Annotated in this window: 18 protein-coding genes; 11 read left to right on the forward strand and 7 right to left on the reverse strand. The window is 48.9% G+C overall.

Translation table 11 applies throughout. The features are described 5' to 3' along the window. Nucleotides 1-33: 33 nt before the first annotated feature. The 6 genes from IEY24_RS29115 (at nucleotide 34) to IEY24_RS29140 (ending at nucleotide 6153) form a co-directional block, all read left to right on the forward strand. On the forward strand, nucleotides 34-1782 hold the full coding sequence (locus IEY24_RS29115; protein WP_229223324.1) for a tetratricopeptide repeat protein: 1749 nt from the start codon (nucleotides 34-36) through the stop codon (nucleotides 1780-1782). Then, entirely contained in the window at nucleotides 1772-2647 is an 876-nt protein-coding gene (gene lolB1 / locus IEY24_RS29120; protein ID WP_188938790.1) for a lipoprotein insertase outer membrane protein LolB1, read from the forward strand. Before IEY24_RS29115 ends, lolB1 begins: the two co-directional genes overlap by 11 nt. Before the next feature lie 65 nt (nucleotides 2648-2712). Then, nucleotides 2713-4053 carry a murein hydrolase activator EnvC family protein gene (locus IEY24_RS29125; RefSeq protein WP_188938791.1) on the forward strand — a complete coding sequence of 447 codons (1341 nt, stop codon included), beginning with the start codon at nucleotides 2713-2715 and terminating at the stop codon, nucleotides 4051-4053. 192 nt (nucleotides 4054-4245) lie between these two features. Next, nucleotides 4246-5064, forward strand: coding sequence for a 3-methyl-2-oxobutanoate hydroxymethyltransferase (gene panB, locus IEY24_RS29130; RefSeq protein WP_188938792.1), 819 nt, complete (start codon nucleotides 4246-4248; stop codon nucleotides 5062-5064). Nucleotides 5065-5091: 27 nt separating this feature from the next. After that, nucleotides 5092-5823, forward strand: a complete 732-nt coding sequence (locus IEY24_RS29135) for an RluA family pseudouridine synthase (RefSeq protein ID WP_188938793.1) — start codon at nucleotides 5092-5094, stop codon at nucleotides 5821-5823. 6 nt (nucleotides 5824-5829) lie between these two features. Next, nucleotides 5830-6153, forward strand: coding sequence for a DUF6787 family protein (locus IEY24_RS29140; protein ID WP_188938794.1), 324 nt, complete (start codon nucleotides 5830-5832; stop codon nucleotides 6151-6153). A gap of 2 nt (nucleotides 6154-6155) precedes the next feature. Here IEY24_RS29140 and IEY24_RS29145 read toward each other — a convergent pair whose 3' ends face one another. From IEY24_RS29145 to IEY24_RS29155, 3 genes are read right to left on the reverse strand one after another with little or no spacing between them, the layout of a single operon-like run. Next, on the reverse strand, nucleotides 6156-8486 hold the full coding sequence (locus tag IEY24_RS29145; protein ID WP_229223325.1) for a CehA/McbA family metallohydrolase: 2331 nt from the start codon (nucleotides 8484-8486) through the stop codon (nucleotides 6156-6158). Nucleotide 8487: 1 nt separating this feature from the next. Next, nucleotides 8488-9921 carry a DUF5723 family protein gene (locus IEY24_RS29150; protein ID WP_188938795.1) on the reverse strand — a complete coding sequence of 478 codons (1434 nt, stop codon included), beginning with the start codon at nucleotides 9919-9921 and terminating at the stop codon, nucleotides 8488-8490. Then, a complete protein-coding gene (locus IEY24_RS29155; protein WP_188938796.1) occupies nucleotides 9918-11837 on the reverse strand; it encodes a RecQ family ATP-dependent DNA helicase in 1920 nt (639 codons plus the stop codon). Before IEY24_RS29155 ends, IEY24_RS29150 begins: the two co-directional genes overlap by 4 nt. A gap of 102 nt (nucleotides 11838-11939) precedes the next feature. On the opposite strand from IEY24_RS29155, the gene IEY24_RS29160 reads away from it, so the two are divergent. Next, nucleotides 11940-13424: an ArnT family glycosyltransferase gene (locus IEY24_RS29160; RefSeq protein ID WP_188938797.1), complete on the forward strand. Its 1485-nt coding sequence runs from the start codon at nucleotides 11940-11942 to the stop codon at nucleotides 13422-13424. A gap of 106 nt (nucleotides 13425-13530) precedes the next feature. After that, complete coding sequence (locus IEY24_RS29165) at nucleotides 13531-14805, forward strand: D-alanyl-D-alanine carboxypeptidase/D-alanyl-D-alanine-endopeptidase (protein ID WP_188938798.1); 1275 nt, start codon at nucleotides 13531-13533, stop codon at nucleotides 14803-14805. Here the strand turns inward: IEY24_RS29165 and IEY24_RS29170 are convergent, their stop codons facing one another. Then, on the reverse strand, nucleotides 14806-16500 hold the full coding sequence (locus IEY24_RS29170; protein WP_188938799.1) for a hypothetical protein: 1695 nt from the start codon (nucleotides 16498-16500) through the stop codon (nucleotides 14806-14808). Between the two features lie 46 nt (nucleotides 16501-16546). Further along, on the reverse strand, nucleotides 16547-17563 hold the full coding sequence (locus tag IEY24_RS29175) for a toxin-antitoxin system YwqK family antitoxin (protein ID WP_188938800.1): 1017 nt from the start codon (nucleotides 17561-17563) through the stop codon (nucleotides 16547-16549). Between the two features lie 93 nt (nucleotides 17564-17656). Between IEY24_RS29175 and fcl the strand changes: the two genes are divergently transcribed. Together fcl and IEY24_RS29185 are read left to right on the forward strand one after the other, a co-directional pair. Continuing rightward, nucleotides 17657-18598, forward strand: a complete 942-nt coding sequence (fcl, locus tag IEY24_RS29180; protein ID WP_188938801.1) for a GDP-L-fucose synthase — start codon at nucleotides 17657-17659, stop codon at nucleotides 18596-18598. A gap of 186 nt (nucleotides 18599-18784) precedes the next feature. Continuing rightward, nucleotides 18785-19258: an Lrp/AsnC family transcriptional regulator gene (locus IEY24_RS29185; protein ID WP_015813234.1), complete on the forward strand. Its 474-nt coding sequence runs from the start codon at nucleotides 18785-18787 to the stop codon at nucleotides 19256-19258. 74 nt (nucleotides 19259-19332) lie between these two features. Here IEY24_RS29185 and IEY24_RS29190 read toward each other — a convergent pair whose 3' ends face one another. Further along, complete coding sequence (locus IEY24_RS29190; protein WP_188938802.1) at nucleotides 19333-20829, reverse strand: DUF4301 family protein; 1497 nt, start codon at nucleotides 20827-20829, stop codon at nucleotides 19333-19335. Between the two features lie 88 nt (nucleotides 20830-20917). Further along, nucleotides 20918-23203 carry an ATP-dependent helicase gene (locus IEY24_RS29195; RefSeq protein WP_229223326.1) on the reverse strand — a complete coding sequence of 762 codons (2286 nt, stop codon included), beginning with the start codon at nucleotides 23201-23203 and terminating at the stop codon, nucleotides 20918-20920. Nucleotides 23204-23408: 205 nt separating this feature from the next. Between IEY24_RS29195 and IEY24_RS29200 the strand changes: the two genes are divergently transcribed. Further along, nucleotides 23409-23753: a hypothetical protein gene (locus tag IEY24_RS29200; protein ID WP_188938803.1), complete on the forward strand. Its 345-nt coding sequence runs from the start codon at nucleotides 23409-23411 to the stop codon at nucleotides 23751-23753. The last annotated feature ends 264 nt before the right edge of the window (nucleotides 23754-24017 follow it).

The following is a 24017-nucleotide window of genomic DNA, read 5'->3' on the forward strand; positions in this document are numbered from 1 at the left end:
ATGTCGCACGATCTGATGGCGCACGATTTAAATATGAGGACCGAATATTTGAAAATAACCCTTCTTATTTGCCTCGTATCGGCTTCCTGGCTGATGACACCGGCCCACGCGCAGCGCCGTAAGGATCGTGATAAACAGGAAGTAAAGGAAGAAGGCGTCCTTACAAGACTCGAAGGCGAGTCGATGGCGGCCGAGGGGATGAAATTCATCATGAAGGACGAGCCTGACCGCGCATTACCAGTATTCGAAAAGCTCGCGCTCCTCAGTCCGCAGGACGCTACCACGCATTACCTCGTGGCTACGGCGCTTATCAAGCTTGAAAAATACGACGATGCGATCAATGCTTCCAAAAAGGCGCATGACCTGGATAAAGAAAATATTTTCTATTCCCAGCAGCTCGCGGAGCTGTATGCGAAACGCCGCAAATACGCTGAGGCCGCCCAGATTTATGAAAAGTTGGTGGCCAAAAACCCGGAAAATATCGAGTATGGAATAGAACTGGCTGCCGTTTACGTCTTTGCCGACCAGTTCGACAAGGCGATCGAGACTTACAATAAGCTGGAAAAATCGATGGGCGTGACCGAAGAGATCACCCACCAGAAACAGCAGCTGTATCTCCGCCAGAACAATCTCGACAAAGCCCTTGCAGAAGGTAAAAAACTGATCGACGCCGAGCCGGGTGAAGTAAGCTACCGCGTGGAGTTGGCCGAAATGCTGATCGCCAACGACCGTATCGTAGAAGCGGTGGCGCCGTTGGAAGAAGCATTGAAAATCAATCCGGACGAGGCGCAGGCGCACGTCTTGCTGGCTGATATTTACCGCCGCAATGGTGATGTACAGAAATGCAACCAGGAGCTGAAACAGGTTTTCGCCAATCCTAACCTCGACGCCGACCCTAAAATCCGCGTGCTTTCGGGCTATTTGACAATGTTGAAAACCGAAAACGAGGTTACTGAGGCCGTTTCACTAGCCCGCCAGCTCTCGGAAACGCATCCGAACGAAGCAAAAGCTACCGTCATTTATGCCGACCTGCTGACGCGCCAGGGCAAATTTGCAGAGGCCCGGCAGCTGTATGTCAAAGCTGTCACTTCCGATCCCAATGTTTTTCAGGTTTGGGGTGCTATTATGCAGCTCGACGGCCAGCTCAACCAGCCCGACAGCATGCTGGTACATTCGGAGAAGGCTTTGGAATTGTTCCCGAATCAGGGCATGTTCTGGTATTTCAACGGAACAGCGCATTTGATGAAGAAAAATTATAAGGAAGCCACTTCCTCACTGGAAGAGAGCCTGAAAATGATCGGAGAAAATCCCCAGCTGGTCCCATTAATCCACGCCCAGCTTGGCGACGCGTTCAATGGCGTGGGAGACCATGATAAATCCGATGCGGCCTATGATCTGGCACTGAAGGCGGACCCGGATAATGATCATGTCCTCAATAATTACAGTTATTTTCTGTCCCTGAGAAAGGAAAAACTCGATCTCGCACTCAAAATGTCGGAAAAACTGGTGCAGCAGCATCAGAACAACCCGACTTACCTCGATACCTATGCCTGGGTATTATACATTCGCAAAGACTACAAAAAAGCAAAGGAGTTCCTCGAAAAGGCAATGCTCGACAGCAGCGGTGTGAGTGGCACAATTGTTGAGCATTACGGGGATGTCCTGTTCAAACTAGGGGAACGGGACAATGCGGTGGCCCAATGGAAAAAAGCCAAAAGAATGGGAGAGACCACCGAACTTCTTGACAAAAAAATAGCAACAGGTGCATTACATGAGCAGTAAAATTACGGTCGGGCTGGTAGCCATGTCTCTGATATGGTTCACGGCTTGTCACAAACCAAGTTCTTCCAAAAGTACTTCCCAAAATCCGGCTAAAGATACGACCCTGATCACCAGGGGACCAGCATCAAGAGATTCCATTAAGACAGATACCGCCGCGGTGGACACCGTTGCAGTCGCACCCGACACGCGGGAACCGATGCCCGAGGTAAAAGTCAACGAAGTAGATTTTGATTATCTGACAGCCAAATCCAAGTTTTCTTTCAAAAGCGCGAAGCAGGATTTTGATAATACCAATGTCAATATCCGGATGAAGAAGGACAGCATTATCTGGCTTTCGGTAACGGGTGTAGGGCTGGAAGTGGCGCGGGGCATTATCACGCGGGATTCCATTGTTTTTATGGACAAAATCCATCGCGATTACTTCGTTTTCAACTACGAGCAGCTCAGCAAACAATACAACTTCGACCTGAATTTTGATCTTCTGCAATCGGTGATCATTGGAAATATGCCTTTCGAAATGCAGGAAGAGGGCCATTTTATAAAGGAAAACGACTTTTATGTACTCAAACAGCTCGTCGACAGACTGGAAGTCGATAACTACGTCGCCGAAAAGAACCAGAAACTTTCACGCCTGAAAGCGATGGAAGTACCAACGCAGAACACTTTTACCCTGGACTATGAGGATTTCAGGGAAACAGGGGGCTTTCTCTTTCCGTTTATGAGCCATATCAGCCTGAATGTGCTTTCAAAAGAGCAGCAAAAGCTCGAAACAACCATGCGCCTCAAACACAGCAAGGTGGAATTGGTAAAACAAAGTCCCGGTTTTCCGTTTAATGTTCCTTCGAGCTACAAGCGTAAAAGGTAAAATACAGAAAGTCTGCTTAACTTTGCCCGCCGTGAGATGTATTTTTGGCCGCAAGAATCAATATTATGCCCTTTCGTACCCCTGGTAGCCGTCGTTTTTGGTTAGTGCTTACTTTCGTGCTCTGCGCATGCGCAGGTGCATTTGCGCAGAAGACCCGCGAGCAGCTGGAACGTGAAAAGGCTGAGAACCAGGGAAAGATCAAAGAGATCCAGAACATTCTCAAGCAGACTTCTTCCCAAAAGAACGTCAACCTCGGCCAGCTGAAAGCACTGAATCAGCAGATCAATACCTATAAAAGGCAAATAGACCTTCTTTCCGACGACCTCGAAATCCTGGATCGTGAATTGAAAGTGCTCGAAAAGCGTCGCCAGGCGCTGGATAGCAGCCTTGCCGTATTGAAAGAAGAATACGGCCACATGATTTACGAGGCTTCCAAGCGGAACGCCTATTTCAATCAGCTTGTTTTCCTTTTTTCGGCGGGTACATTCAACCAGTTTGTGCTTCGCTACAAATATTTGAAACAATATACCGAGGCGCGGCAGGGAAGAGCCAAGGAGATCGATGTTTTACAAAAGCAGGTAGTTGCTGAACGCCAGCGGATTACTTCCAAAAAGAATCAGCAGAAAACCGTTCTCGACACACGACTTTCAGAGAATACCAAGCTGGAAGGCCTGAAAGTAAAGCAGAACGAGGTCATTAAGGAGCTTTCTCAAAAGGAAGTTGAACTGAGGCAGCAAATAGCTGAAAATAAGCGCGCTACCGATCTTTTGGAATCAAGTATTCGCCGCATTGCCGAGCGTGAGCGCCGCGAACGCCTCGAAAGGGAACGTCGTGAGCGTGAAGAACGGGAAGCGCGTCGGAAAGCCGAACGCGAGCGACTCGCACGGGAAAATGCCGAGCGTGAGAAAAAAGGAGAGGCTGCGGTTGAAGCCCCGAAAGAAGTAGAGGAAGAGCCAGCCGTATCAAGTGGTATGAGTGAGGAGGAGACCACATTGGCCTCATCGTTCACAGCATCGCAAAACCGCCTCCCATGGCCTGTAAAAGGCTTTGTTTCCAGCCATTTCGGGCAGCGTCCGCACGCCGTTTTGAAAGGTGTGATGGTGGATAACCTGGGGATTGACATTCAGACGACCGCCGGGGAGCCGGTTCGGTCGGTGTACGACGGAACGGTGCTCGACGTAACCGAATTGCCCGGAATGGGCAGTGTGGTGGCTATCCAGCACGGTAATTATATGACGATTTACGCTAAAATGACCGGCGTGGCGGTGCGCGCAGGGCAAAAGGTTAAAGCACGCGAAAATATCGGCCGGGTTGCCACCGACAGCGACGGCACCTCCGAACTGCAATTTCAGGTCTGGAAAAACACATCCAGGCTAAACCCCGAAAACTGGCTGATACACCGGTAACGCTGGGGAGAGAAACCAGGAATGTCAGAAATAGTCATTTATAGTCAGCGGGTTTTGCATTATACCCATAAGTCTCCTACCAGCAAAGCGCGACAAAACATGACGACCCCTGGCAATACCTGACCACACTTGACAATACTCGACCAAACCGGTCAAATTGACGAATTTCGATTACCATTACCGATAACCACCATGTCTGTACATACTGCTGATATTAAGCGCATTACAACCCACGTGATTCAGGAAATGAAAAACCGTGGCGAAAAAATAACCTGCCTTACCGCCTATGACTATTCGATGGCGGGAATCGTGGATGCTGCCGGTGTCGAGCTGATCCTGGTGGGAGATTCAGCATCCAATGTAATGGCCGGGCACGAAACGACCCTGCCAATCACGATTGACCAGATGATCTACCACGCATCCTCGGTGGTGCGGGCGGTGAAACGGGCGCTGGTTGTCGTGGATTTGCCGTTCGGCTCCTACCAGGGCAATTCCCGCGAGGCATTGAACTCCGCGATCCGGATCATGAAAGAATCAGGTGCGCATGCTGTGAAGCTCGAAGGAGGGCTTGAAATAAAGGACTCCATTACGCGGATTTTGAGCGCAGGCGTCCCTGTAATGGGCCATTTGGGACTTACGCCGCAGTCTATTTACAAATTCGGTACTTACACTGTCCGTGCGAAACAGGAAGCAGAGGCGCAGAAATTGCTCGAAGACGCGAAAATACTGGAAGAAGTGGGTTGCTTCTCAGTAGTACTCGAAAAAATCCCTTCAAAGCTGACGAAACAGGTTTCCGAAAGCATTCAAATCCCGACAATCGGGATCGGTGCCGGGCCTCACGCAGATGGCCAGGTGCTCGTAATCCACGACTTACTGGGCATTAACAAGGAATTCAAACCGCGCTTCTTGCGCCATTATGCCGATTTAAATGGCGTCATGACAAGCGCTATTACCAATTATATTTCAGATGTAAAAGGAAGATCATTCCCGAACGAATCGGAATCATACTGACCTTTTAAAAAGTATTAAACTAATAGTATGGCTAAAAAACCTTTTCGGGTTGTTTACGAAGATAATCACCTGATCGTCGTCAATAAGGAACCGGGCATCCTGGTCCAGGCCGATGTTACCGGCGATACTTGCCTGCTCGATATGGTCAAGGACTATGTGAAAGAGGCATATAACAAGCCCGGTGCCGTCTTCCTTGGCACCGTACACCGTCTCGACCGCCCCGTCAGCGGGCTCGTCGTATTTGCGCGCACGTCGAAGGCGCTCGAACGCATGAACGAGATCTTCCGTAAGCGCGACGTACAGAAAACTTATTGGGCAGTTGTAAAAAACAAGCCTGCCGAAAAGAAAGGAAAACTCGTGCATTGGCTTACCAAAAATGAAGCCCGCAACGTGACCACCGCCCACGACGAGGAGGTTCCGGGATCGCAACGTGCCGAGCTTTCATACCGCTGGATAGGAGAGATCAACAAGTTTCATTTGCTGGAAGTGATGCCCGTAACCGGCAGGCCGCACCAAATCCGCGTTCAGCTGGCATCGATGAACTGCCCCATCCGCGGGGATGTCAAATATGGTTACCCCAAAGGCAATCCGGATGGCAGCATCAATTTGCACGCACGCCGACTGTATTTCGAGCATCCGGTTAAAAAAGAGCCGGTTATCTGCCGGGCCGGTGTTCCGAACGATCCTTTTTGGGAAGAATTCTTAACTTTGGATAAAGAGGTGATCAAACCCGAACACCTGGATTTCTTCCACGAATAACATCCGATGATCGAAAAACTGAAACAGCGCTGGAACGTCCGGAATGGGTGGGATGTACTCATTATTCTGGTCGTTTTTGCGTGTACCGGTTTTTCGGTCCTTTATGTCAAACGATGGCTTTTCGAATTAATCGGCCTGACCGGCGACTCACCTGCCTGGCTCCGGTGGGGCGTCAATATCCTCATCATCCTGCCGTTATACCAGGTTATTTTGCTTGCCTGGGGTTGGATTTGGGGCAAATTCACATTCTTCTGGGAGTTTGAAAAACGGATGTTCAGCCGGATAGGAGGGCTCTTCCGCGCCAAAAAGGCCGAAACCACACCTGAATAAGCCTACTTGCCTGCCGCGGCTATCAGCTCACGGTATACTTTCCGCGCTTTTTCATAAGCCGTAGTGGCCGCGTTTCGTTCCTCGGCACGGATATTCGGCCCTTTCATTTTCCAGCATTGTTCCAAAGCCGCAAGGCACCATTCTGCACTTTGCTTTTCGGCGATGGGCCGATTATTGATTTTTACAAATACCGGGTTCGAATGTGAACTGGGATAAATGCGTACCACCAGCCAGCCCGATCTGGTAATTTTGGTTGAAAAATCTATGTCATTCAACTTCCCGTCCGCCTGTATCGTTACGGTATCCACCGGCACGCCGTTGAATACCAGCTCCGCACGCACCGTCCGGGATTGTTTGACCCTTGACCGTTCGATATCCCAATAAGGCTTGTCAGTAATAGGTGCTTTTGCAATTTTCCCGCCGACACTATCCTGCTTTTCCGGCAGGTAAGCGGCCAGTTTTGCCGTCACTTTTACATCACCCGCTGATTTCAGAACAACTTCACTTTCGCCCGTTCCTGCCTCCACACCGTTTACCTTGAAATCCATAATGTGCGATTTGCCGTCGGATACATAGCTTCGGCCGAGCCGGATAGCGTCCACGTAGCCATCATAATCCATGGCGTTCTGGGGTTTAAAATAGCTCCGCGCCTGGCCCACGCGTGCGTCGGTAATGCAAGGGAAGTCCGTTTCGCCGCTTAGCCTCGTCTTGAAACCGCAATTGAGCGTGTGGTAATACATATTGAGCTCCCAGGGCGCGGGCGTGTCGCCAGCGCTGAAAAAATCGACCAGGCCGTCGGTGACTGTTACTACATACTCGTTGGCTCCGATACCGTCCATTTTCGGGGTTATGTAATTCGGTAGCTTATTCGTAGCCTCCATTGGCTCCAAACCCCAACCAGAATGTGCATAACCCACCACACCGTCCTGAGATTTGGCCCAGGAAAGCACGGGAGCCGTCCAGCTGGGCCATTGCTCAATGGTGGTGGTACCAGGGTAATCGTCTTCCTTAATCCTCAACAAAACAATGTGCCCCGCATGCGACGACGGAAAGCCCGAAACCTCGACATCATTGCGCATGACCGTTTTCTTACCTGACAGTGGGTGATCTTTTGCGGTAAAAAATGTTTTCTGATGGTACCAGCTCGGTCCCCAGGCCAAATTGGCCGCCATATTCAAATCCTCACCCAGGACCTGCCTGAACATCTCTTTCGGATCAACGCCTTCGGTAGGACTATCATAATGGCTGCAACCCGCCGCGTGAATGTGGTGATCGGCACTGAACCATCCGAGCTTTGCAAGTTGTATCCACCTTTTCAGCTGGAATGAGATGTTTATCGATTCTTTTCCTTCGGGAACAGTAATTTCTTTCGTTTGCGGAATGTATTCAGGCCCGCGAGTGTACGTGATCTTGTATTTGCCCGGCGGCAATGTCACATGTTCGCCGCTTTTGCGGTAGATCTGTGGCTGGAAAAAGAAATCGGGGTATTCGTCGAATGCCGCGACGCGGCGCGATGGCAACGGGTAAATGCCTTTGAATTTGCCGGAAGCGTGCTCCTGGCCGTCGGTAATGAGGAAAGACGCCATAATGGCGGTCCCATCGTCGTCTTTTACATCGAAATTAACCTTAACCGCAGGTTTTACATCAAATAAAATAGGAGTGGAATTCCTGAAACCAATATCCTGCGAGCCCTGACCGGCATTGTAGCCGATTTCAGCTTCCCGCTTGCCCGCATCTTTGCAATAGACCTGAACCACCGCATATTCGAGTTTCAGACCCGACAAGTTCGCCTGTAATGGCCTTCCTGCATAGATCTGAATATCCAGAAACCGGTTTGCAACCTGCCCTTCGGTAAGCTCGTGCTCTTTTTTGACCCGGTGTTCGAAGGAAGGAGAGTGATAGGGTTTTAACGCATTTGGGCTTGTCGCTTCAAATTTGGCGGTGATACCTGCCTCATTGTGGATTTTAACCAGAAACGCCGTCCACCCACCCTGGACCAGTACTGCTTTTGCCGCCCCACGATCCACTTTTACCCTCCCTTCCGGGTTGATATGCACCACATTCAGGCAATAATGATCGAGAATCGACTGAATTTGCACAGCCGTTTCCTTCGACAGTGGCCCGCGTTCCAGCGCTTTCAGCTTCACAGCGTCGGCCGCCTGCAATGCATTGCCCGAAAAAGAAAGCGCTTCCTGCAAACGCATGGCCTGCGCCAGCAAAGGCTGTGGCTCCACATCACCCACCACGGCGTGATTGGCGTGTTGATCGTGCTGCCCTTGCAGCATCAATGGGAAGAAAACTGCAAAAAGGAGTAGGGCAGACGATGTTTTCATATCAATCCTTGTCTTTTTTTCGAGATGCTTTCCACGCCGTGAAACCGATGTACATCATGCTTCCACGTGCGCCACCGCTTTTCATGAGACCGTTTACATTGCTGAAACCGAGGAATACCGGACCAAAATGCCCTGCAAGGCCGATCGACGGCCGGTTATTTCCCTGAATGAACGAGATCGGGAACGATAGGCCCGAATCCTCATCCTCAAAGCGCGGCGTAATGATAAAAGTATTAGGCACATACATATCTAATGAGTTAGTACCACTGCTTTTCAAACGGCTGGTATGCGAAAGATTCAGAAAAAATCCGTGGAAAACCTGCAAGTCAGCTTCCAGGTTGAGAGCCTGAGGTAATTTCGCTTTTTGGGCAAATGCAGCGCTGGAATCACCGGGGAATAGACTCATAAATCCCTCCGGCCCGCGGTCGCTGATCGTTTCAAGCTCTTTTTGACCTACCACCACGTCATGATGCGTTCCGCGCACCACCCTCGAATCCAATGTCTTGTATTTGACAGACCCAACGTCGGTCAATGAACCCGCCAGACGCAACAGGTAGTCGGGACTGTCGTTGTAAACTTCCTTGCGGCCTTTCCAAACCGAGCCGATTTCGTAAGAAAAGCCCAGGTCATAACCCCAGCCCGAACCATACTTACCGGAATCGAATAAATTACCAAGACCCATTTTGCGATTCGGCGTGCTATAACCGCTTTCATAGGTAAGGTTATCGATTTCCAGCTGACTGATTTCCGGATCGCTGGCTTTGACCGGGTTAATGCTGTAACGATCGGCATTCCCCTTTAAATAAGCTACCCGCGCCCCGAAAACCCGCTTTACAGTAACGCCAACACGGAATTTATGCCCCTCGATATCGAGCAATTGCGCTCCGTAGGAAAAGCTCAGATCCGAAAAGCTCTGCTGTACAAGGCTGAAATCGCCCCAGGCCTCATTGGCAAGTGGTGGCGTACTGCCGGTATCCAGCCTTTTCATATACAAATTATCGATCGCGGCGGGAATGTTTCGCCCGAGCACAAACCCACGCGTACGCAGCTGCACCGCTACGCCGTGGTACTTCCCCAAGGCAAAAGAAGCCGATGGCCAGCGAATTTCGCCTGTCAGAAATATGGGGTCTTTGTAAGTCAGCGAGCCCATGGTACGCGAGCGGCCATAAAGCTCCTTCGTGGAATGCGGCGCGAGGACGGGGTATAAAAACGAATTTTCCCCGATAAAGCGGAAGTAGCGGTATTTGATACTTCCGCCGAGCGTGAGGACATTAATCTGAAACTTATGACGCGGCCCGCCGAGCACCGACGGATTGTAGCTGGCCCGGTACAAGCCGCCGTAGTTACTGAATTGCATACCGGGAATCTGCTGGGCGACAACGCATTGAAGGGCCGTCAGGACGAATAGTGCTGTGGTAAGTAATGAGGTTTTCAAAGTTGAGTTTTGTTAGTCGGGGTCAACATTCCTTGTTCGTTGTAATGGATTGATTCCTCCTGGATTAGTTCTTGTAATGTTTTCAGAAACTCGTCGCCTGGCAGGTACTCGAATGCACGACTGAGGTCCGCAGGCAACATCGGACCCTCACGGGTCAAAAAATCGGTGATTTGCAGGGCCAGGCCGGCGTCCGGGATCGTTTCATTCTTTTTGTTTTGAATACATATGTCGCATACACCACATTCCTGCGCATCGAATTCATGAAAATATTCAAGCAAAAGCAAGGTCCGGCAGATTCGGGTATGCGACGCGTAACGGATTACCGCCTGGGCCTTTCCAAGGTCGCGGTCCTTTCTTTTTTGTATTTCAAAAATATTCAGTGGCAGTAAAGAGGAGTCATAGCGCGGTGTCAGGAATGTAAGCTGCGGTTTGTCTTTTCTGGGCTCGTAGTCGATAACATCGCGTTCGGCCAGGAATCTCAGCTTCCTCAGAATCTCAGGAACGGTAGCAAAATGGATCTGTGCAAGTTCTGTTTCTGAAATGCGTACATACTCCCTAAAAAGCTCCCCGCCGTACATTCTCAGGAGTAGTTTGATAAACGAATCCAGCTCCTGGTAGCGTATCTGGAAGTCGTACAATTGTCGGTTGTCGACGAGAAAATGGATTTTCGAAGCATCGCTGAAATTCTCGCTCAGCTGAACAAAACCCTCTTCTTCAAGCAATTTTAATGCATAATGCGTTTCATTGACCGGCAAGCCGAATATTCCCGCGAATTCCTGTATATCAAAATCATATCCCGATAATTCACCCGCACCGACCGCTATTTTGTAATAGTTGGCCAAAGCCTGGTACACCCGACGAAGCATTTCTATGGGTGGATATTTCCGCTCGATACTGTCTGTGAGCTCTTCCAGGTCGATTTTATTGAAAAGCGCGACTGCATAGGCCTTCTTCTCATCCCTTCCGGCGCGTCCTGCCTCCTGATAATAGGCTTCGAGATTATCCGGGAGGTCGAAATGGATCACCGCGCGCACATCCGGCTTGTCGATTCCCATTCCGAATGCATTCGTCGCCACGACCGTCCGGACGCGGTTCTGGATCCAGGCAGTTTGCCGGTCGGAGCGGTCTTTAAAAAGCAGGCCGGCATGGTAGCTCGTGGCAGAAATACCCTGTCGGTTCAACCAGTCGGCCAGGTCTTTTGTGCGCTTTCTTGTACGAACGTATACAATAGCCGTTCCCGACACATTACGCAAAATCTGTAATAATTTTCGCTCTTTGCTTTCTTCCGCGAATGCCGAATAGGAGAGGTTCGCCCGCGCGAAAGACTGTTTGAATACCCTCGCATTGCGCATTTCGAGCTTGTCGAGAATATCCGCCCTTACTTCCTCGGTAGCTGTCGCGGTGAGCGCCATGACCGGCACTTTGGGCAAAAGCTTTCTGAATTCCGCGATAAGCAGGTAGGAAGGCCGGAAATCATAACCCCAGGCCGAGATACAATGCGCCTCGTCGATGGCGAGCAGGCACACGTTCATCAGCTTGGCGCGCACGATCATAATGTCTGTCCGGAGGCGCTCGGGCGAGACATAGAGAAACTTCGTATTACCATGAATGCAGTTATCCAACGTAATATCGATCTCCGTCTTGCTCATCCCGGAGTGGATCGCCGCCGCGGGAATTTGCCTGCGTTTGAGTTGCTCCACCTGGTCCTTCATCAACGCGATGAGTGGTGTCACCACAATGCAAACGCCCTCGGAAGCCATTACGGGCACCTGGAAACAGATGGATTTCCCTCCGCCTGTTGGAAGCAGTACCAGCGTATCCATTCCATTCAGGACCGCCTTAATGGCATCTTCCTGGAACGGCCTGAAAGCGTCGTAGCCCCAATATTGTTTCAGAACAGACCGGATATCAGTCATCAGAACTCGGTGTGGTGATCGGATTTTCACAAAGTAATTGCATTAGGGGCGTTATCGAAAGTAGAAAACTCGTTATTTAACCGTCAAATTTCACTCCGCATCATGATTTCAAGTTTTGGCAAAAGGGAATATCACCCATGGTGGCTGCCCTGGCTTTTTACCCTTAGCTTCATTCTGATCACATTTCTGCCGCGTTCGATCGACGACACGATGTTTATGGATGGCGTCACCTATGCAGCCATTGCCCGCAACATGGCACAAGGAATTGGCTCGTTCTGGCGGCCGTTCTTTGCACATTCATTCTGGCTGCCTTATGATAATGGCGATTATTTTTCCGGCCACCCGCCATTGCAATTCGGGTTGCAGTCATTGCTTTTCAGCGTTTTCGGCGACACGCCGGCGGTTGAGAATGGCTATAATCTGCTGGTCCTGATTGGCTACATCATCCTCATCACTAAGATCTGGCAAAAATTGGTCGGCCCCAACAGCGAATTTCGCACGTTCGGCTGGTTGCCGGTTTTGTGCTGGTACGGCATCGCAATTGTCTATTACAGCATTCCGAACAACTTCCTCGACAGTACCATGGGGTTGTTTTGCCTGGCCTCCTCCTATTTTCAATTGATTTATTTAAAGAAGGAAATTGACCGCAAAAGCACCGTTGTGTGGCCGCTATTAGCAGGCGTTTGCCTTGTACTGGCGTTTTTAACAAAAGGTCCCGTAGGGCTTTACCCGCTGGCCTTTTCGGGGATTTACGCCATTTCAGCGCATTCAGCCAGATTTTCAAATGCATTCAGGCCTACGATCATCATGCTGGTTATCATCATATTAAGCATTGCGGGCATCCTCGCTTACACACCTGCACGCAAATTCATGACTAATTATTTTTATGGCCAGGTCATGCAAGCATTATTGCAAAAACGCGAAAAAGCGGGAACAGGTTGGATCGCCCACCTCACGCTCGTGTCGGAACTTCTGCGAAGCCTGTATCCGCATTTTATCGCGTGCGCTGCCCTGCACGGTTTATCCTTCGGTTTAAAATGGAAAATCTCCCCGTCAAAGATGATCTCCGAAAATACGGTGCTGACATTGCTTGTTGCAGCGTCTGGCATCATTCCTATGCTGGTGAGTATCAAACAATATCCCCATTATCTGCTACCCGCGCTGCCATTTGTCGCATTATTCTTTGCCTTCCTGCTGGTACAACGCTTTGCTCTGCTAATGGCATGGAAAAAACAGCTCACGATCATTGGATTAAGCATTGCAACGCTCGCTTGCTGGGGAGCAACTTTCCAGAAACTGACCACTATCCAACCTGATATCTACTCCGCCAATGCAAAACAGCTACGTACACTGGTACCGTCAGCATCCACCATCGGGGTTTGTCATGATTTATTCCAGCGCGCCGATATTCATGCCAATTTACAGCGCTACCACCGTTTATCTCTAACCACACAAATCGATTCCGTGCACTACGTCCTGGGAGATTCGACGTGCTTGCCACAGTTCGATTCGACGCACGATAGTCTGGTGGCACTCAACGGAGGCTACTTCCTGGTCATCCGAAGCGCAGCGCAGGGTCACCATTAGCCCTCAAAAACTGTACATTACAAAATTCACGGCGACATCTTTCAGTGCGGTTTGCCAATACAGTGAAAATATTATCTTTGTTTAAAGTTCATTATAAACCGTTTCCATGCGCACGCTGCTTTTCTTCATTAGTATCATTGCATTATCCGGCTGTTCGGCTTCCCATTATCTGAAACGCGAAATTGACCGTTCGGCGGTCCTTAGCCAACAACATACAGGCGTTTCCATCGCGAAAATCAATGAAAAGAAAGTGCTGGCATCCTACCAGGGCGACAAGTACTTCATACCGGCATCAAATACCAAACTATTCAGCTTTTATGCAGGCCTGTCCGCTCTTGGCGATTCGATCCCCGGCCTCGAATACCTCGAATGGGGCGAATTGCTGATCATCCGCGGTACGGGCGACCCTTCGTTATTGCATCCCGATTTGCCACACAGCAAGGTTTTCGACTTCCTGAAAAGCCGTAAAGACCAGATATTTTTCACGCCTTACCATTTCGAAAACAAACGTTTCGGTCCGGGTTGGGCGTGGAGCGATTACAATGATTACTACCAGCCGGAAGTGACCGCCATGCCTATTTATGGCAATATTGCGCGATTCAAGGGTTCGCCGGCGGGGCGATACCAGGCTAATCCGCGTTTCTGGCAAAAATCGATGGTGCAGGATACCACAGTTTCCGGGATTGAAAGAGAGGAATTACAGAATGTTTTTCATTATCCCAAACTGGCAGATTCACAAGGTGTTACGAAGGACATTCCGGTTCACATGACCGACCTGCTCACATTGCAGTTGCTGAGCGATACCCTAAAAAAGGAGATCAAGCTAATCAATATCCCCCTCGAAATTGATTTGCAGACCGTGAACAGTATTCCGTCCGACTCGCTTTACACACGCATGATGCAAGTGAGCGACAATATGCTGGCGGAACAGCTAATGCTTCTCTATGCTACTGCCAACAAACTGCGATTAAGCTCCGAAAAGGCCATTGCGCACGCCATAGAGCATCATTTGGCCGATTTACCTGATAAGCCAATTTGGAAAGACGGCTCGGGCCTGAGCCGCTACAACCTCTTCACCCCGAGAACGGTCGTCGCATTGTTACAAAAAATTTATGCAAAAGTGCCGCAGGAAAGGCTGTTTAAGATATTGCCGGCAGGAGGGAAAAGCGGGACCCTGAAAAACCTTTTCAAGAGTGAGCAGCCATTTATTTTTGCGAAAACTGGCAGTTTAAGCAACGTATACAATTTGAGCGGCTATTTGATCACAAAAAAAGGGAAAGTACTGGCGTTCAGCTTTATGAATAACAATTTCACCAAACCTACCTCCGATGTCCGAAAGGAAGTGGAGCGCATTCTGACGGGCGTCCGAAACAAATACTGATTACTTCTTTTCTTCCCAGGTTTTGCCGGTGCAGTAAATGGTATTGCGCCCGTTTTTGCGAACCAGAAGGTAAATATCATAAGTCCCAGGCTCGACATTGGCGGAATGAAAACTCGCATTCAGCCCTTTGCTGAAATACATTCCGCGTCTTAAAGTCGTTTTCAATGGTACAGCCGCCTGGTTCGGCTGCGATGCGTATACATGCCCCGTCGATTTCAAAATCACATAAGCGCCGTCGGAATAGTCCTTTTCCGGTTTGAAAAATTCCTGATGAAAGCTTATCACAATATGGTCTCCCAACAACCCGATTGCGTCCGGCGGATAAACGCTATCGCAAGAAACCGAATCAGCCCGCGGGTCCCAGCTCTCAGCCAATGGATCGTCCGAACGGTAATAGGAGCGGACCTTTTCGTAATGCTGCTGGTCCATTGAAAACATCCGGATACCAAGCCAGTCGGAATTGTAACGGGCATTGAATTCCTGCGCAATGGCCGCCCGCCTGTTGTTTACGGCCTCGGCGAAGTTGCCGTGCAAGAGAACAAGGTTCATTGTAATAGTGGCAAGGAGTATTCCGGGAGCCAACCGTCGACGCGCAGCATTTTGGACAATGGCGAGAAACCCGAAATACAGCGCGATACACCAGAGCGTCGAATACATCCGGTAACGTCCTTTGAACATGCCTTCGAAAGTGTCGGTCGGGATGCGCTTGTACGTGAGCGCGAGCGCGGTGATGCCCGTAAATATGCCTATTGCAAGTGCAAACAGGGCGGTTTGGTTGGTATAGCGCCCCTTCAACCAGATCGAATTCCAGAGCGGGATATATTGCTTCCGGTATAAAACGAGCAGCGTGGCAATCATCAGCATTCCCATTGCTACGGCCACATACAGCCCCGGCGTCGGCGTGCTATAAGCCGTAAGCGTCGCCCATGAGCCGATAAAACCAAAGAAACCGAAGAAGCCTTCTTTCAACTGCTGCGGATTGGTGATGTCCAGATTTTGGGTAATGGGCGTAAAATCAATGAAGTAGATGATCGCTACGACTAGCGTTGTCGCTACCGTAATGAAGAACTGCTTCCGATAACCTCCCAGCAGAAACAACAGCCCGATTACCGGGAATACCATCAGCCCATTGCCGTAGGTAAATGTTGCCGCGACGGCAAAAAGCAACGAAATAGCTGGTTTTCCGGGTTTATAAACCGCAAAATACAGCGCGCAAAGCACAAAAAGGATCACCCCAAAGTTGCAAAGAGAACTTACGCCCCAGAAGATATTTTCAAATGACTGGATATTAAACCATAACCACATTACCGGCACAAAATACCAGACGGAAAGTCGCAAATGCCGGTAGGCGCGGTAGAAAACCACCGCGCAAAGCGCCCAACAAATGTTTGCAATAATCATCGGCCATACTAAATTGACCGTACCGAATGTGCTTTCGAGCAGCAGAATCACCGAGCGGGAAAATACCAGCCGGTGTTCAGGAAAAAGGGTCGTCAGGAGCTTCCATTTGCCCGCCAGATCGGCTTTTGAAAATTCGGGGATAATGCCAAGGATAAGGATATCGTCAAACGCTACATAATTAACATTCAATGCGATGACTTTGAATACCCAAATATAGATCAGAACGGGTACCAGGCACAGCACCCATGCAAGCCAGCTTTTTTCTCTGACGAAACGGAGTAAAGATGAAAACATGCGTGCTAATTAAGCAGGTGAGGCGTGATTTTCAACCATTCACCGCCTAATTTTCAGTTTCCTCCTCTTCAGCGGAGGCTCGGGGATCTTTGGTATAATCGTAAAGGAGCTTGCCTTTATCATCCCATTCCCGTAGAATAAATGGCTCGAATTCGTCGTCCCAGGCCGTTTTCGGGTATTGGATTTCTTTCTTGCGCTGACGACGGAACTGGTAATACTCAACCCAGCGGCCTACTTTTTTGCCCGAATCGTATTTACCACCGACAGCCAGCTGGCCTTCTTTATAAAATTGCAGGTATTCGCCCTCCACTTCACCAAATGCGACAGGTATTACTTCCTTCACTTGGGTGTGCGCGGAATCATAATAGGTAACACGCGATTCCGCCGGGAATCCGCGGTTCCAAACCGCCTTGTCAATGAGGTTGTATTTGGTGTCATACTTCACCCAACGGCCGTCCTTCACCCCCATATAATAGAACCCTTCCTCGATGAGGTTTTCTCCGCTATATTTTTTGTACGAGCCGTGCAATGGCAACGACTGGTCTTTGTCCTTCACGACAGAGGAACTTAATTTCCTCGATTTCTTATCGTACCAGCGCGTTTCGGTCGCACGGGCATACTGATCGATGGGCTTATATTCTTTCAAAACGTGGAAATTCTCCGTCGTTGCCCGGTCGCCGCTGCCATATTTGACCGACATACTCTGCATTGGAATGCCTTCATATTGTACTTTGGCAAGTCGTGCCTTTTCCTTCCGTGCCTTCCGGTCTTTCTTCTGGCTTTTGTACTCTTTTACGCGAAGGCCAAGGTCGGGGATTGTTTCTCCGAATAATGTGGATAGGTTAGTCGATTTACCTTTGCCACCGGGCACCGAAGCACCAACCACCGGATCCAGGCCCGAAACGAATGATTTCAGATCGTTGGAACGCGTTGCGGTATCCTTTTTCACCTGCTCTTTGGGTAGCCACGAGGGGGTCGACGCGCCTTTCTGACCACTCTGAGCAGAGACGGAAACCGATAAACAGATCGAAAAAAAGCCACAGGCCAGTGCTACTCTTTGCATGTATGTAGGATTTTTCTTCAGGGCAAGATTGTTACTTTTGTAACGAATTGGTTTTTTCTATATTGATTTCCAAGACAAATTTAAAAAAACACCGTGGAAAAAAGCGCTAAAATTTATATTGCCGGGCACAGGGGAATGGTTGGATCTGCTATTCTCAGAAAATTGGAAAGTGAAGGATTTAATAATATCGTCACCAGAACCTCTTCTGAGCTCGACCTTCGCAATCAGGCGGAAGTTCGGGCATTTTTTGACGCAGAACGTCCCGAGTATATTTTTCTTGCCGCTGCCAAAGTCGGCGGCATTATGGCAAACAATATTTACCGCGCCGAGTTCCTGAACGACAACCTGTTGATCCAGAACAATGTCATCGACAGTGCCTACCGTACCGACGCTAAGAAACTAATGTTCCTCGGGTCGAGCTGTATTTATCCCAAACTTGCCCCGCAGCCCTTGCGGGAAGATTCGCTGCTCACCGGCCTGCTCGAACCGACTAACGAACCTTACGCAATCGCGAAAATCGCAGGTATTAAGATGTGCGAAGCTTACCGCTCGCAATATGGCAGCAATTTCATTTCGGTCATGCCCACCAACTTGTACGGACCGAATGATAATTATGACCTGAATAATTCGCACGTTCTCCCGGCGATGATCCGCAAGTTTCACGAGGCAAAAGAGGAGGGAAAGCCGTTTGTAGAGCTCTGGGGTACGGGATCGCCGTTACGAGAGTTTCTGCATGCCGACGACCTCGCTGCCGCTTGCTATTTCTTAATGCAAAATTACAACGAAGCGGGCTTCCTGAATGTCGGCGTTGGCTCCGACGTGACCATCAAACACCTGGCTGAGATGATCCGGAAAGTGGTGGGGTTCGAAGGCGAAATCAAATGGAATACTGATAAACCAGACGGTACACCACGAAAACTGATGGATGTCAGCAAGCTGCACGCATTGGGCTGGAAGCACACTATCGACCTTGAAGAGGGTATTACCCGGACTTACCAGGATTTCCTCGAAAAAATAGAAACTTACGCCGTGTAACCCGGACCGCCACAACGGGTTACATTTAGTATGGCCTAATATTTCAATACTAAAATCATATTTTACCCACGATAATTCTACTTTTAGACAAAATTTCAGTATAATATTACAAGAATCTTCGGGAAACTAATTAGTTTTGCGGCGTCCATTAAATGGGCACGTCATATAAACCTTAGTCATAGAGACATGTCGGCCATTATTAAGTTAGATCAGATAGACCGCAAAGTACTGGAGATTTTACAAACGAACGCGAAAATAACCAACGCTCAATTATCCAAAGAAATAGGGCTTTCTCCCGCACCAACGTTGGAACGTGTAAAGAAACTCGAACAATCGGGCATTATTAAAAGCTACCACGCGCAGCTGGAACCTGAAAAGGTAGGATTGGGCGTAAGCACTTTTGTTCAGATTTCGCTGGTAGGGCACCGCAAGGCTGTTACGGAATCATTTGTTGAGAAAATTCACGCAATACCGGAAGTCATTGAGTGCCACCATATTACAGGAACAGGAGATTTTCTTTTACGGGTTATTTCCAAAGATATCAGCACTTACCAGAAGCTGATGCTGGAAAAAATCAACGAGATCGAAGAGGTTGCCAGCACGCAAACAATGGTAATCCTGTCAACTTTCAAAGAAAGCAAAGTATTACCGATACCTTGATTTGATAAAGTCATTTGAAATAAAAAATGGTCGGAATTGCTTCCGATCATTTTTTATTTGGTTTGTATTTCAACCTATTGGTGCTGCTCGCGGAGCAGGTCATTTACCGTCTTCACAGGATTGAAGGTGATCAGCGGTACTTCCACGAAAAGCGTGTTCCAGTCGGCCATCGAGCCATTCCATAACCCTGGTAATTCTTGCGCTTTCAGCTCCTTGCCGTCTTTGGATTTACCTGTGATAAAACCAGTTAGCGGGTCACGGAATCTTTTCAGGTCGTATAATTCACCTTTTTTGTTCTTCACCGCACATACCAGATCGACCGGATTAAAGTGGGTCGAATTCTTGAAAATGCTATTCTGATCCGCATTGTCGACGTCCACCTGCGCCGATTCCACGATTTGCAACGACGATGACCCATCGGCATTCTCTGCCCAGAAAGGTCCACCGCCCGGCTCACCCTGGTTTTTCACCATCCCGCATGCGCGCAGGGGGCGATCCAGTTTTCCTACAAAATATTCTTTCTTCTTTTCGTCACTCCACGATTCAAAACCGGCTGGCGGGATCACACAAAGCTCATTGCGGAAAAACCCGTCGAGTTCTTCCAGCAATGCAGCGTCGGAATTTGATGCGAGTTTATCGAGGTAAGCGAAAACGCGCTTTTGATATCTCAATACAATGCCTGCGAGTGCCTTTTTGTAGGTGATCGTGTCCCCTTTAATTCGGTCTGGGACGACATTATCGATGTTTTTGATAAAAATGATATCCGCATCCAGCTGCCCGAGGTTTTCGAGCAATGCGCCGTGGCCGGCCGGGCGGAACAATAACGAATCGTCCTTCTCGCGGAAAGGCGTGTTATCGAGATTCACCGCAATGGTGTCGGTCGAGCTCTTTTGCTCGGAGAAAGAGACGATATAGCGAACGCCATATTGCGTTTGGTAGCTTGGAACCACTTCCACTACCAGTTTTTCAAACTTATCGCGGTGCTCCGGCGATACTGTAAAATGGATCTGCACATTGCTGCCTGCATTCGCATATTTGGCACCCTCTACCAGGTGCTCTTCCAACGGCGTACGCGAGCGTTCTGCATAATTGTGGAATTTCAAAAGTCCTTTGGGCAGCTCTCCGTAACCTAATCCTTTGGCTGTCAGGAAATAAGAAGCTATCGTCTTTTCGTCGGCCGATTCTATTTCGTGACCATCCGCCGCCAGAGAAGTATTCAGATCTTCATAAAATGCGAAATCTTTCAGTTTTGCGAAGAACTCGTCTACTGATTTATCCTTCTTATCTTCCTGTAAATAGCTGAAAAGCGATTTGAACATCCGCGTAGCCGCGCCCGAAGCGGGTACAAATTTCAAAAGTGCAATTTCACCATCGGCGGCACTTTTATCGAACTCACTGACAACCTGTGCGATCTCTTCGTCCGTAAGCCTGATAATGCCGTCGCCCACCGTGGCCGCCTTCGACAATTGCAAAAACGGAAAGCCCTTTTCAAAATAGCGGACTTGCTCTTCCACGACGCTTAAATCGCTTCCTCTCTCCTTTATTTGTTGAATATCGTTTTCAATAAACATAATGTATGGTTTTGATCAGTGAAGTTTAGGGTAAGATTTATTACAAAAAAGCTTGGAATTTTAACAACTTCATCAATTTGTCCCGCATTTATTTCAGCACACGCAACTTGGCGAAACTGAGGAGCAGTGTTTTTTCACCCACCAGGTCAAACTTGACGGTTGCTTTCCTATCAGTACCATTGACGTCCATTTTGGTCACCACCCCGAAACCGAATTTCAAATGCTCCACCTTGTCGCCTTCCGCGAGGTCGAATGTGTCTGTCGGCACGAAATCGGTTGACGGAACATGGCTCGTAGCAGCCGTCGCAACCGGTCTGGCTTCGGTTTTGCGTTGTACCAGATTACGCGCGAACGTCGTCACAGGAGGCGTAGTATCACGTTCCAGGGCGCTTTGCACCATTCTGTTCACATTCAAAAAGCGCTGGTCGACTTCCAGCAGGAACCGGCTCGGTTCGCACATTTTGAGGCGGCCCCATTGGTAACGGCTTTCGGCATAAGAGAATGACAACTTCTTTTCCGCACGCGTGATCGCCACATAGAAAAGCCTTCTTTCTTCTTCCAAATCTTGCCGGCTTTCCAGCATCATCTGGCTCGGGAAAAGGTCTTCTTCGAGCCCCACAATAAATACATTCCTGAATTCCAGCCCCTTAGCGGAGTGAATGGTCATCATCGTCACGCGGTCGTGATCATTGTTATCGTCCGGTTCATCGGCATTCGTCAATAGCGAAACCGATTGAAGGAATGCGCTCAGCGTTTTGTCCTCACTCTCGTCGCTATCGACAAATTCCTTGATACCATTCAGCAATTCCTGGACGTTTTCGTAGCGCGAAAGGCCTTCCACCGTCTTGTCTTCATATAATTCGCGCAGGATTCCGGATGCTTTGGCAATGTGTGAAGAAATTTCATAGGCGTCCTTTCCTTCTTCTACCAAAATCTTGAAACTCTTGATCAGCGTTCCAAATCCTTCGATAGGGGCGATGGTACGCCCTGTACCAAATTGGTTGATATTAGCCACCACATCCCAGATCGCCACATTATTTTCGGAAGCGGTTACAGCAATTTTGGCCACCGTGGTGTCGCCAATCCCTCTTTTGGGTAAATTAATGATCCGTTTGAAAGCTTCTTCGTCCCGCTGGTTCACTGTAAACCTCAGGTAAGCCAGCAAATCCTTGATTTCTTTCCTTTGATAAAAAGACTGACCGCCGACAATGCGGTACTTAATGCCAAGCTTCCGGAGCGCTTCTTCAAATGAGCGGGATTGCGCATTGGTACGATAAAGGATCGCGAAGTTTTCATTCCGCAGCGACTTCTGCATTTTTTCTTCAAAAATCGCAGTCGCTATCAACCGGCCCTCTTCATTATCCGAGCCAGCCTTGATTACGTCGATCAGCGAACCTTCTTCATTGGAAGTAAATGTCGTCTTTTCGAGCTGCGACTTGTTCCGTGCGATCACCGAATTGGCCGCATTGACGATCGTACTTGTCGAACGGTAGTTCTGTTCCAGCTTGATCACCCGCACATCCGGGAAGTCCTTTTCAAAATTGAGAATGTTCTCGATGTTCGCGCCACGGAATGCGTAAATACTCTGTGCATCGTCACCTACAACTACGATATTGCGGTGCACCGCCGACAACTTTCTGGTAATGAGGTACTGGGAAACGTTCGTATCCTGAAACTCATCGACCATCACGTGCTGGAACTTGTGCTGATACTTATATAGCACGTCGGGAAAATCGCGGAAAAGGACGTTGGTATTGAAAAGCAGATCGTCGAAATCCATCGCATTGGCCTGGAAGCAGCGCGTCACATATGTTTTGTACAGCCTGCCAATCTCCTTCATTTTCGCCGCATCGTCGTCGGCCTGGATCACCGCATTATTAATGTAATCGTCCGCCGAAATAAGCCGGTTCTTCGCCCCGGAGATCCGGTTGAAAACCACATTGGCCTTGTAAACCTTGTCGTCGAGGTTATATTCTTTAATGATACTTCTTAATAATGACTTCGAATCGTCGGTATCATATATAGAGAAATCGCTGGTGTAGCCTAGATACCGGGCCTCGATGCGGAGTATTTTGGCAAAAACGGAGTGGAAAGTACCCATCCAGATGTTCCGCGCCTCCGTACCGACTGCGCCTTCGATCCGGCTGCGCATTTCACCCGAAGCCTTATTGGTAAATGTGAGGGACAATATGCGGAACGGATCAACACCGGTCTCGATCAGCCGCGCAATCCGATAGGTAAGTACCCTGGTTTTTCCCGAACCCGCACCCGCAATGATCATCAAAGGTCCATTTCCGTGCAGCACAGCCTCCCGTTGGGGCTCATTCAAGGTCGAGAGATAATCGTTGTGGTTCAAAGTTGTATGCTTTTCCAATTACTTATGATATATAGCAAAAGCCAAAGTTAGGAAAAACCGTCAAAAGCATTCCGAATCTCTGGAGCTGTAAGCCAGAGCGATCCTATAAATATTATTCCGCGATCAGAACATAAGGTGTGCATTGTTGGTTAAATAGCAACAATTTGGAATTTCATCATATATATAGGGCACCGCCCGCACGCGAACACAGCAAATGAGTACAATGAATATCGAAGATCAACCGCTGGAAGTACAATGGGAACACCTGCTCGGGCAGCTGGAAGAACTGTTAGGCAAGCGCCCAGGCGACTTAAATGGCGTCCTGTTCCTGATAGGTGTGCAGGAATTGGGACAGGGGGCGAAGCGGTTCACCAAGGAGCAGAAGCAGGACCTTATGCATATAGGTATATGTAGCGTGCTGAGCATGTCTTCCTATTATAGTCTTGAATACATTGATCAGGATGGCTGGCCGCATTACAAGCTGGAACGCGCCCTGCCTCCGGGCGATGTTTTGAAGCAGGAAGCGCTTTTGAAGATGCATGTGATCGAGTACTTCAAAAATTTGTGAAAAAATTACGAATCGGTAATTTCTGGTTATCAACCGGTTGATGAAAAGTGAAAAAGATTATTTACAATTTTTCGCTATCGGCACTTGCATGTTAAAAATAAACCCTGCACTTTTGCACTCCCAATCGGGAATAACGGTAGCGAAAACGATCGGTACCACTAGTTCTGAGAAGATTCAGAGTAAAGTTCTTTGACATGATGAAGAGAGCAAGAAGATAGGTTCGTTAGAAACATTGGTCGGTTTCTTTGGAGACCAGACTGCAAC

Source organism: Dyadobacter endophyticus (assembly GCF_014641595.1).
Classification (GTDB): Bacteria; Bacteroidota; Bacteroidia; order Cytophagales; family Spirosomataceae; genus Dyadobacter; species Dyadobacter endophyticus.

Coding starts and splice junctions, on each gene's coding strand:
- IEY24_RS29115 (WP_229223324.1), top strand. CDS start 34: ATGAGGACCGAATATTTGAAAATAACCCTTCTTATTTGCCTCGTATCG.
- lolB1 (WP_188938790.1), top strand. CDS start 1,772: ATGAGCAGTAAAATTACGGTCGGGCTGGTAGCCATGTCTCTGATATGG.
- IEY24_RS29125 (WP_188938791.1), top strand. CDS start 2,713: ATGCCCTTTCGTACCCCTGGTAGCCGTCGTTTTTGGTTAGTGCTTACT.
- panB (WP_188938792.1), top strand. CDS start 4,246: ATGTCTGTACATACTGCTGATATTAAGCGCATTACAACCCACGTGATT.
- IEY24_RS29135 (WP_188938793.1), top strand. CDS start 5,092: ATGGCTAAAAAACCTTTTCGGGTTGTTTACGAAGATAATCACCTGATC.
- IEY24_RS29140 (WP_188938794.1), top strand. CDS start 5,830: ATGATCGAAAAACTGAAACAGCGCTGGAACGTCCGGAATGGGTGGGAT.
- IEY24_RS29145 (WP_229223325.1), bottom strand. CDS start 8,486: ATGAAAACATCGTCTGCCCTACTCCTTTTTGCAGTTTTCTTCCCATTG.
- IEY24_RS29155 (WP_188938796.1), bottom strand. CDS start 11,837: ATGACTGATATCCGGTCTGTTCTGAAACAATATTGGGGCTACGACGCT.
- IEY24_RS29160 (WP_188938797.1), top strand. CDS start 11,940: ATGATTTCAAGTTTTGGCAAAAGGGAATATCACCCATGGTGGCTGCCC.
- IEY24_RS29165 (WP_188938798.1), top strand. CDS start 13,531: ATGCGCACGCTGCTTTTCTTCATTAGTATCATTGCATTATCCGGCTGT.
- IEY24_RS29170 (WP_188938799.1), bottom strand. CDS start 16,500: ATGTTTTCATCTTTACTCCGTTTCGTCAGAGAAAAAAGCTGGCTTGCA.
- IEY24_RS29175 (WP_188938800.1), bottom strand. CDS start 17,563: ATGCAAAGAGTAGCACTGGCCTGTGGCTTTTTTTCGATCTGTTTATCG.
- IEY24_RS29185 (WP_015813234.1), top strand. CDS start 18,785: ATGTCGGCCATTATTAAGTTAGATCAGATAGACCGCAAAGTACTGGAG.
- IEY24_RS29190 (WP_188938802.1), bottom strand. CDS start 20,829: ATGTTTATTGAAAACGATATTCAACAAATAAAGGAGAGAGGAAGCGAT.
- IEY24_RS29200 (WP_188938803.1), top strand. CDS start 23,409: ATGAATATCGAAGATCAACCGCTGGAAGTACAATGGGAACACCTGCTC.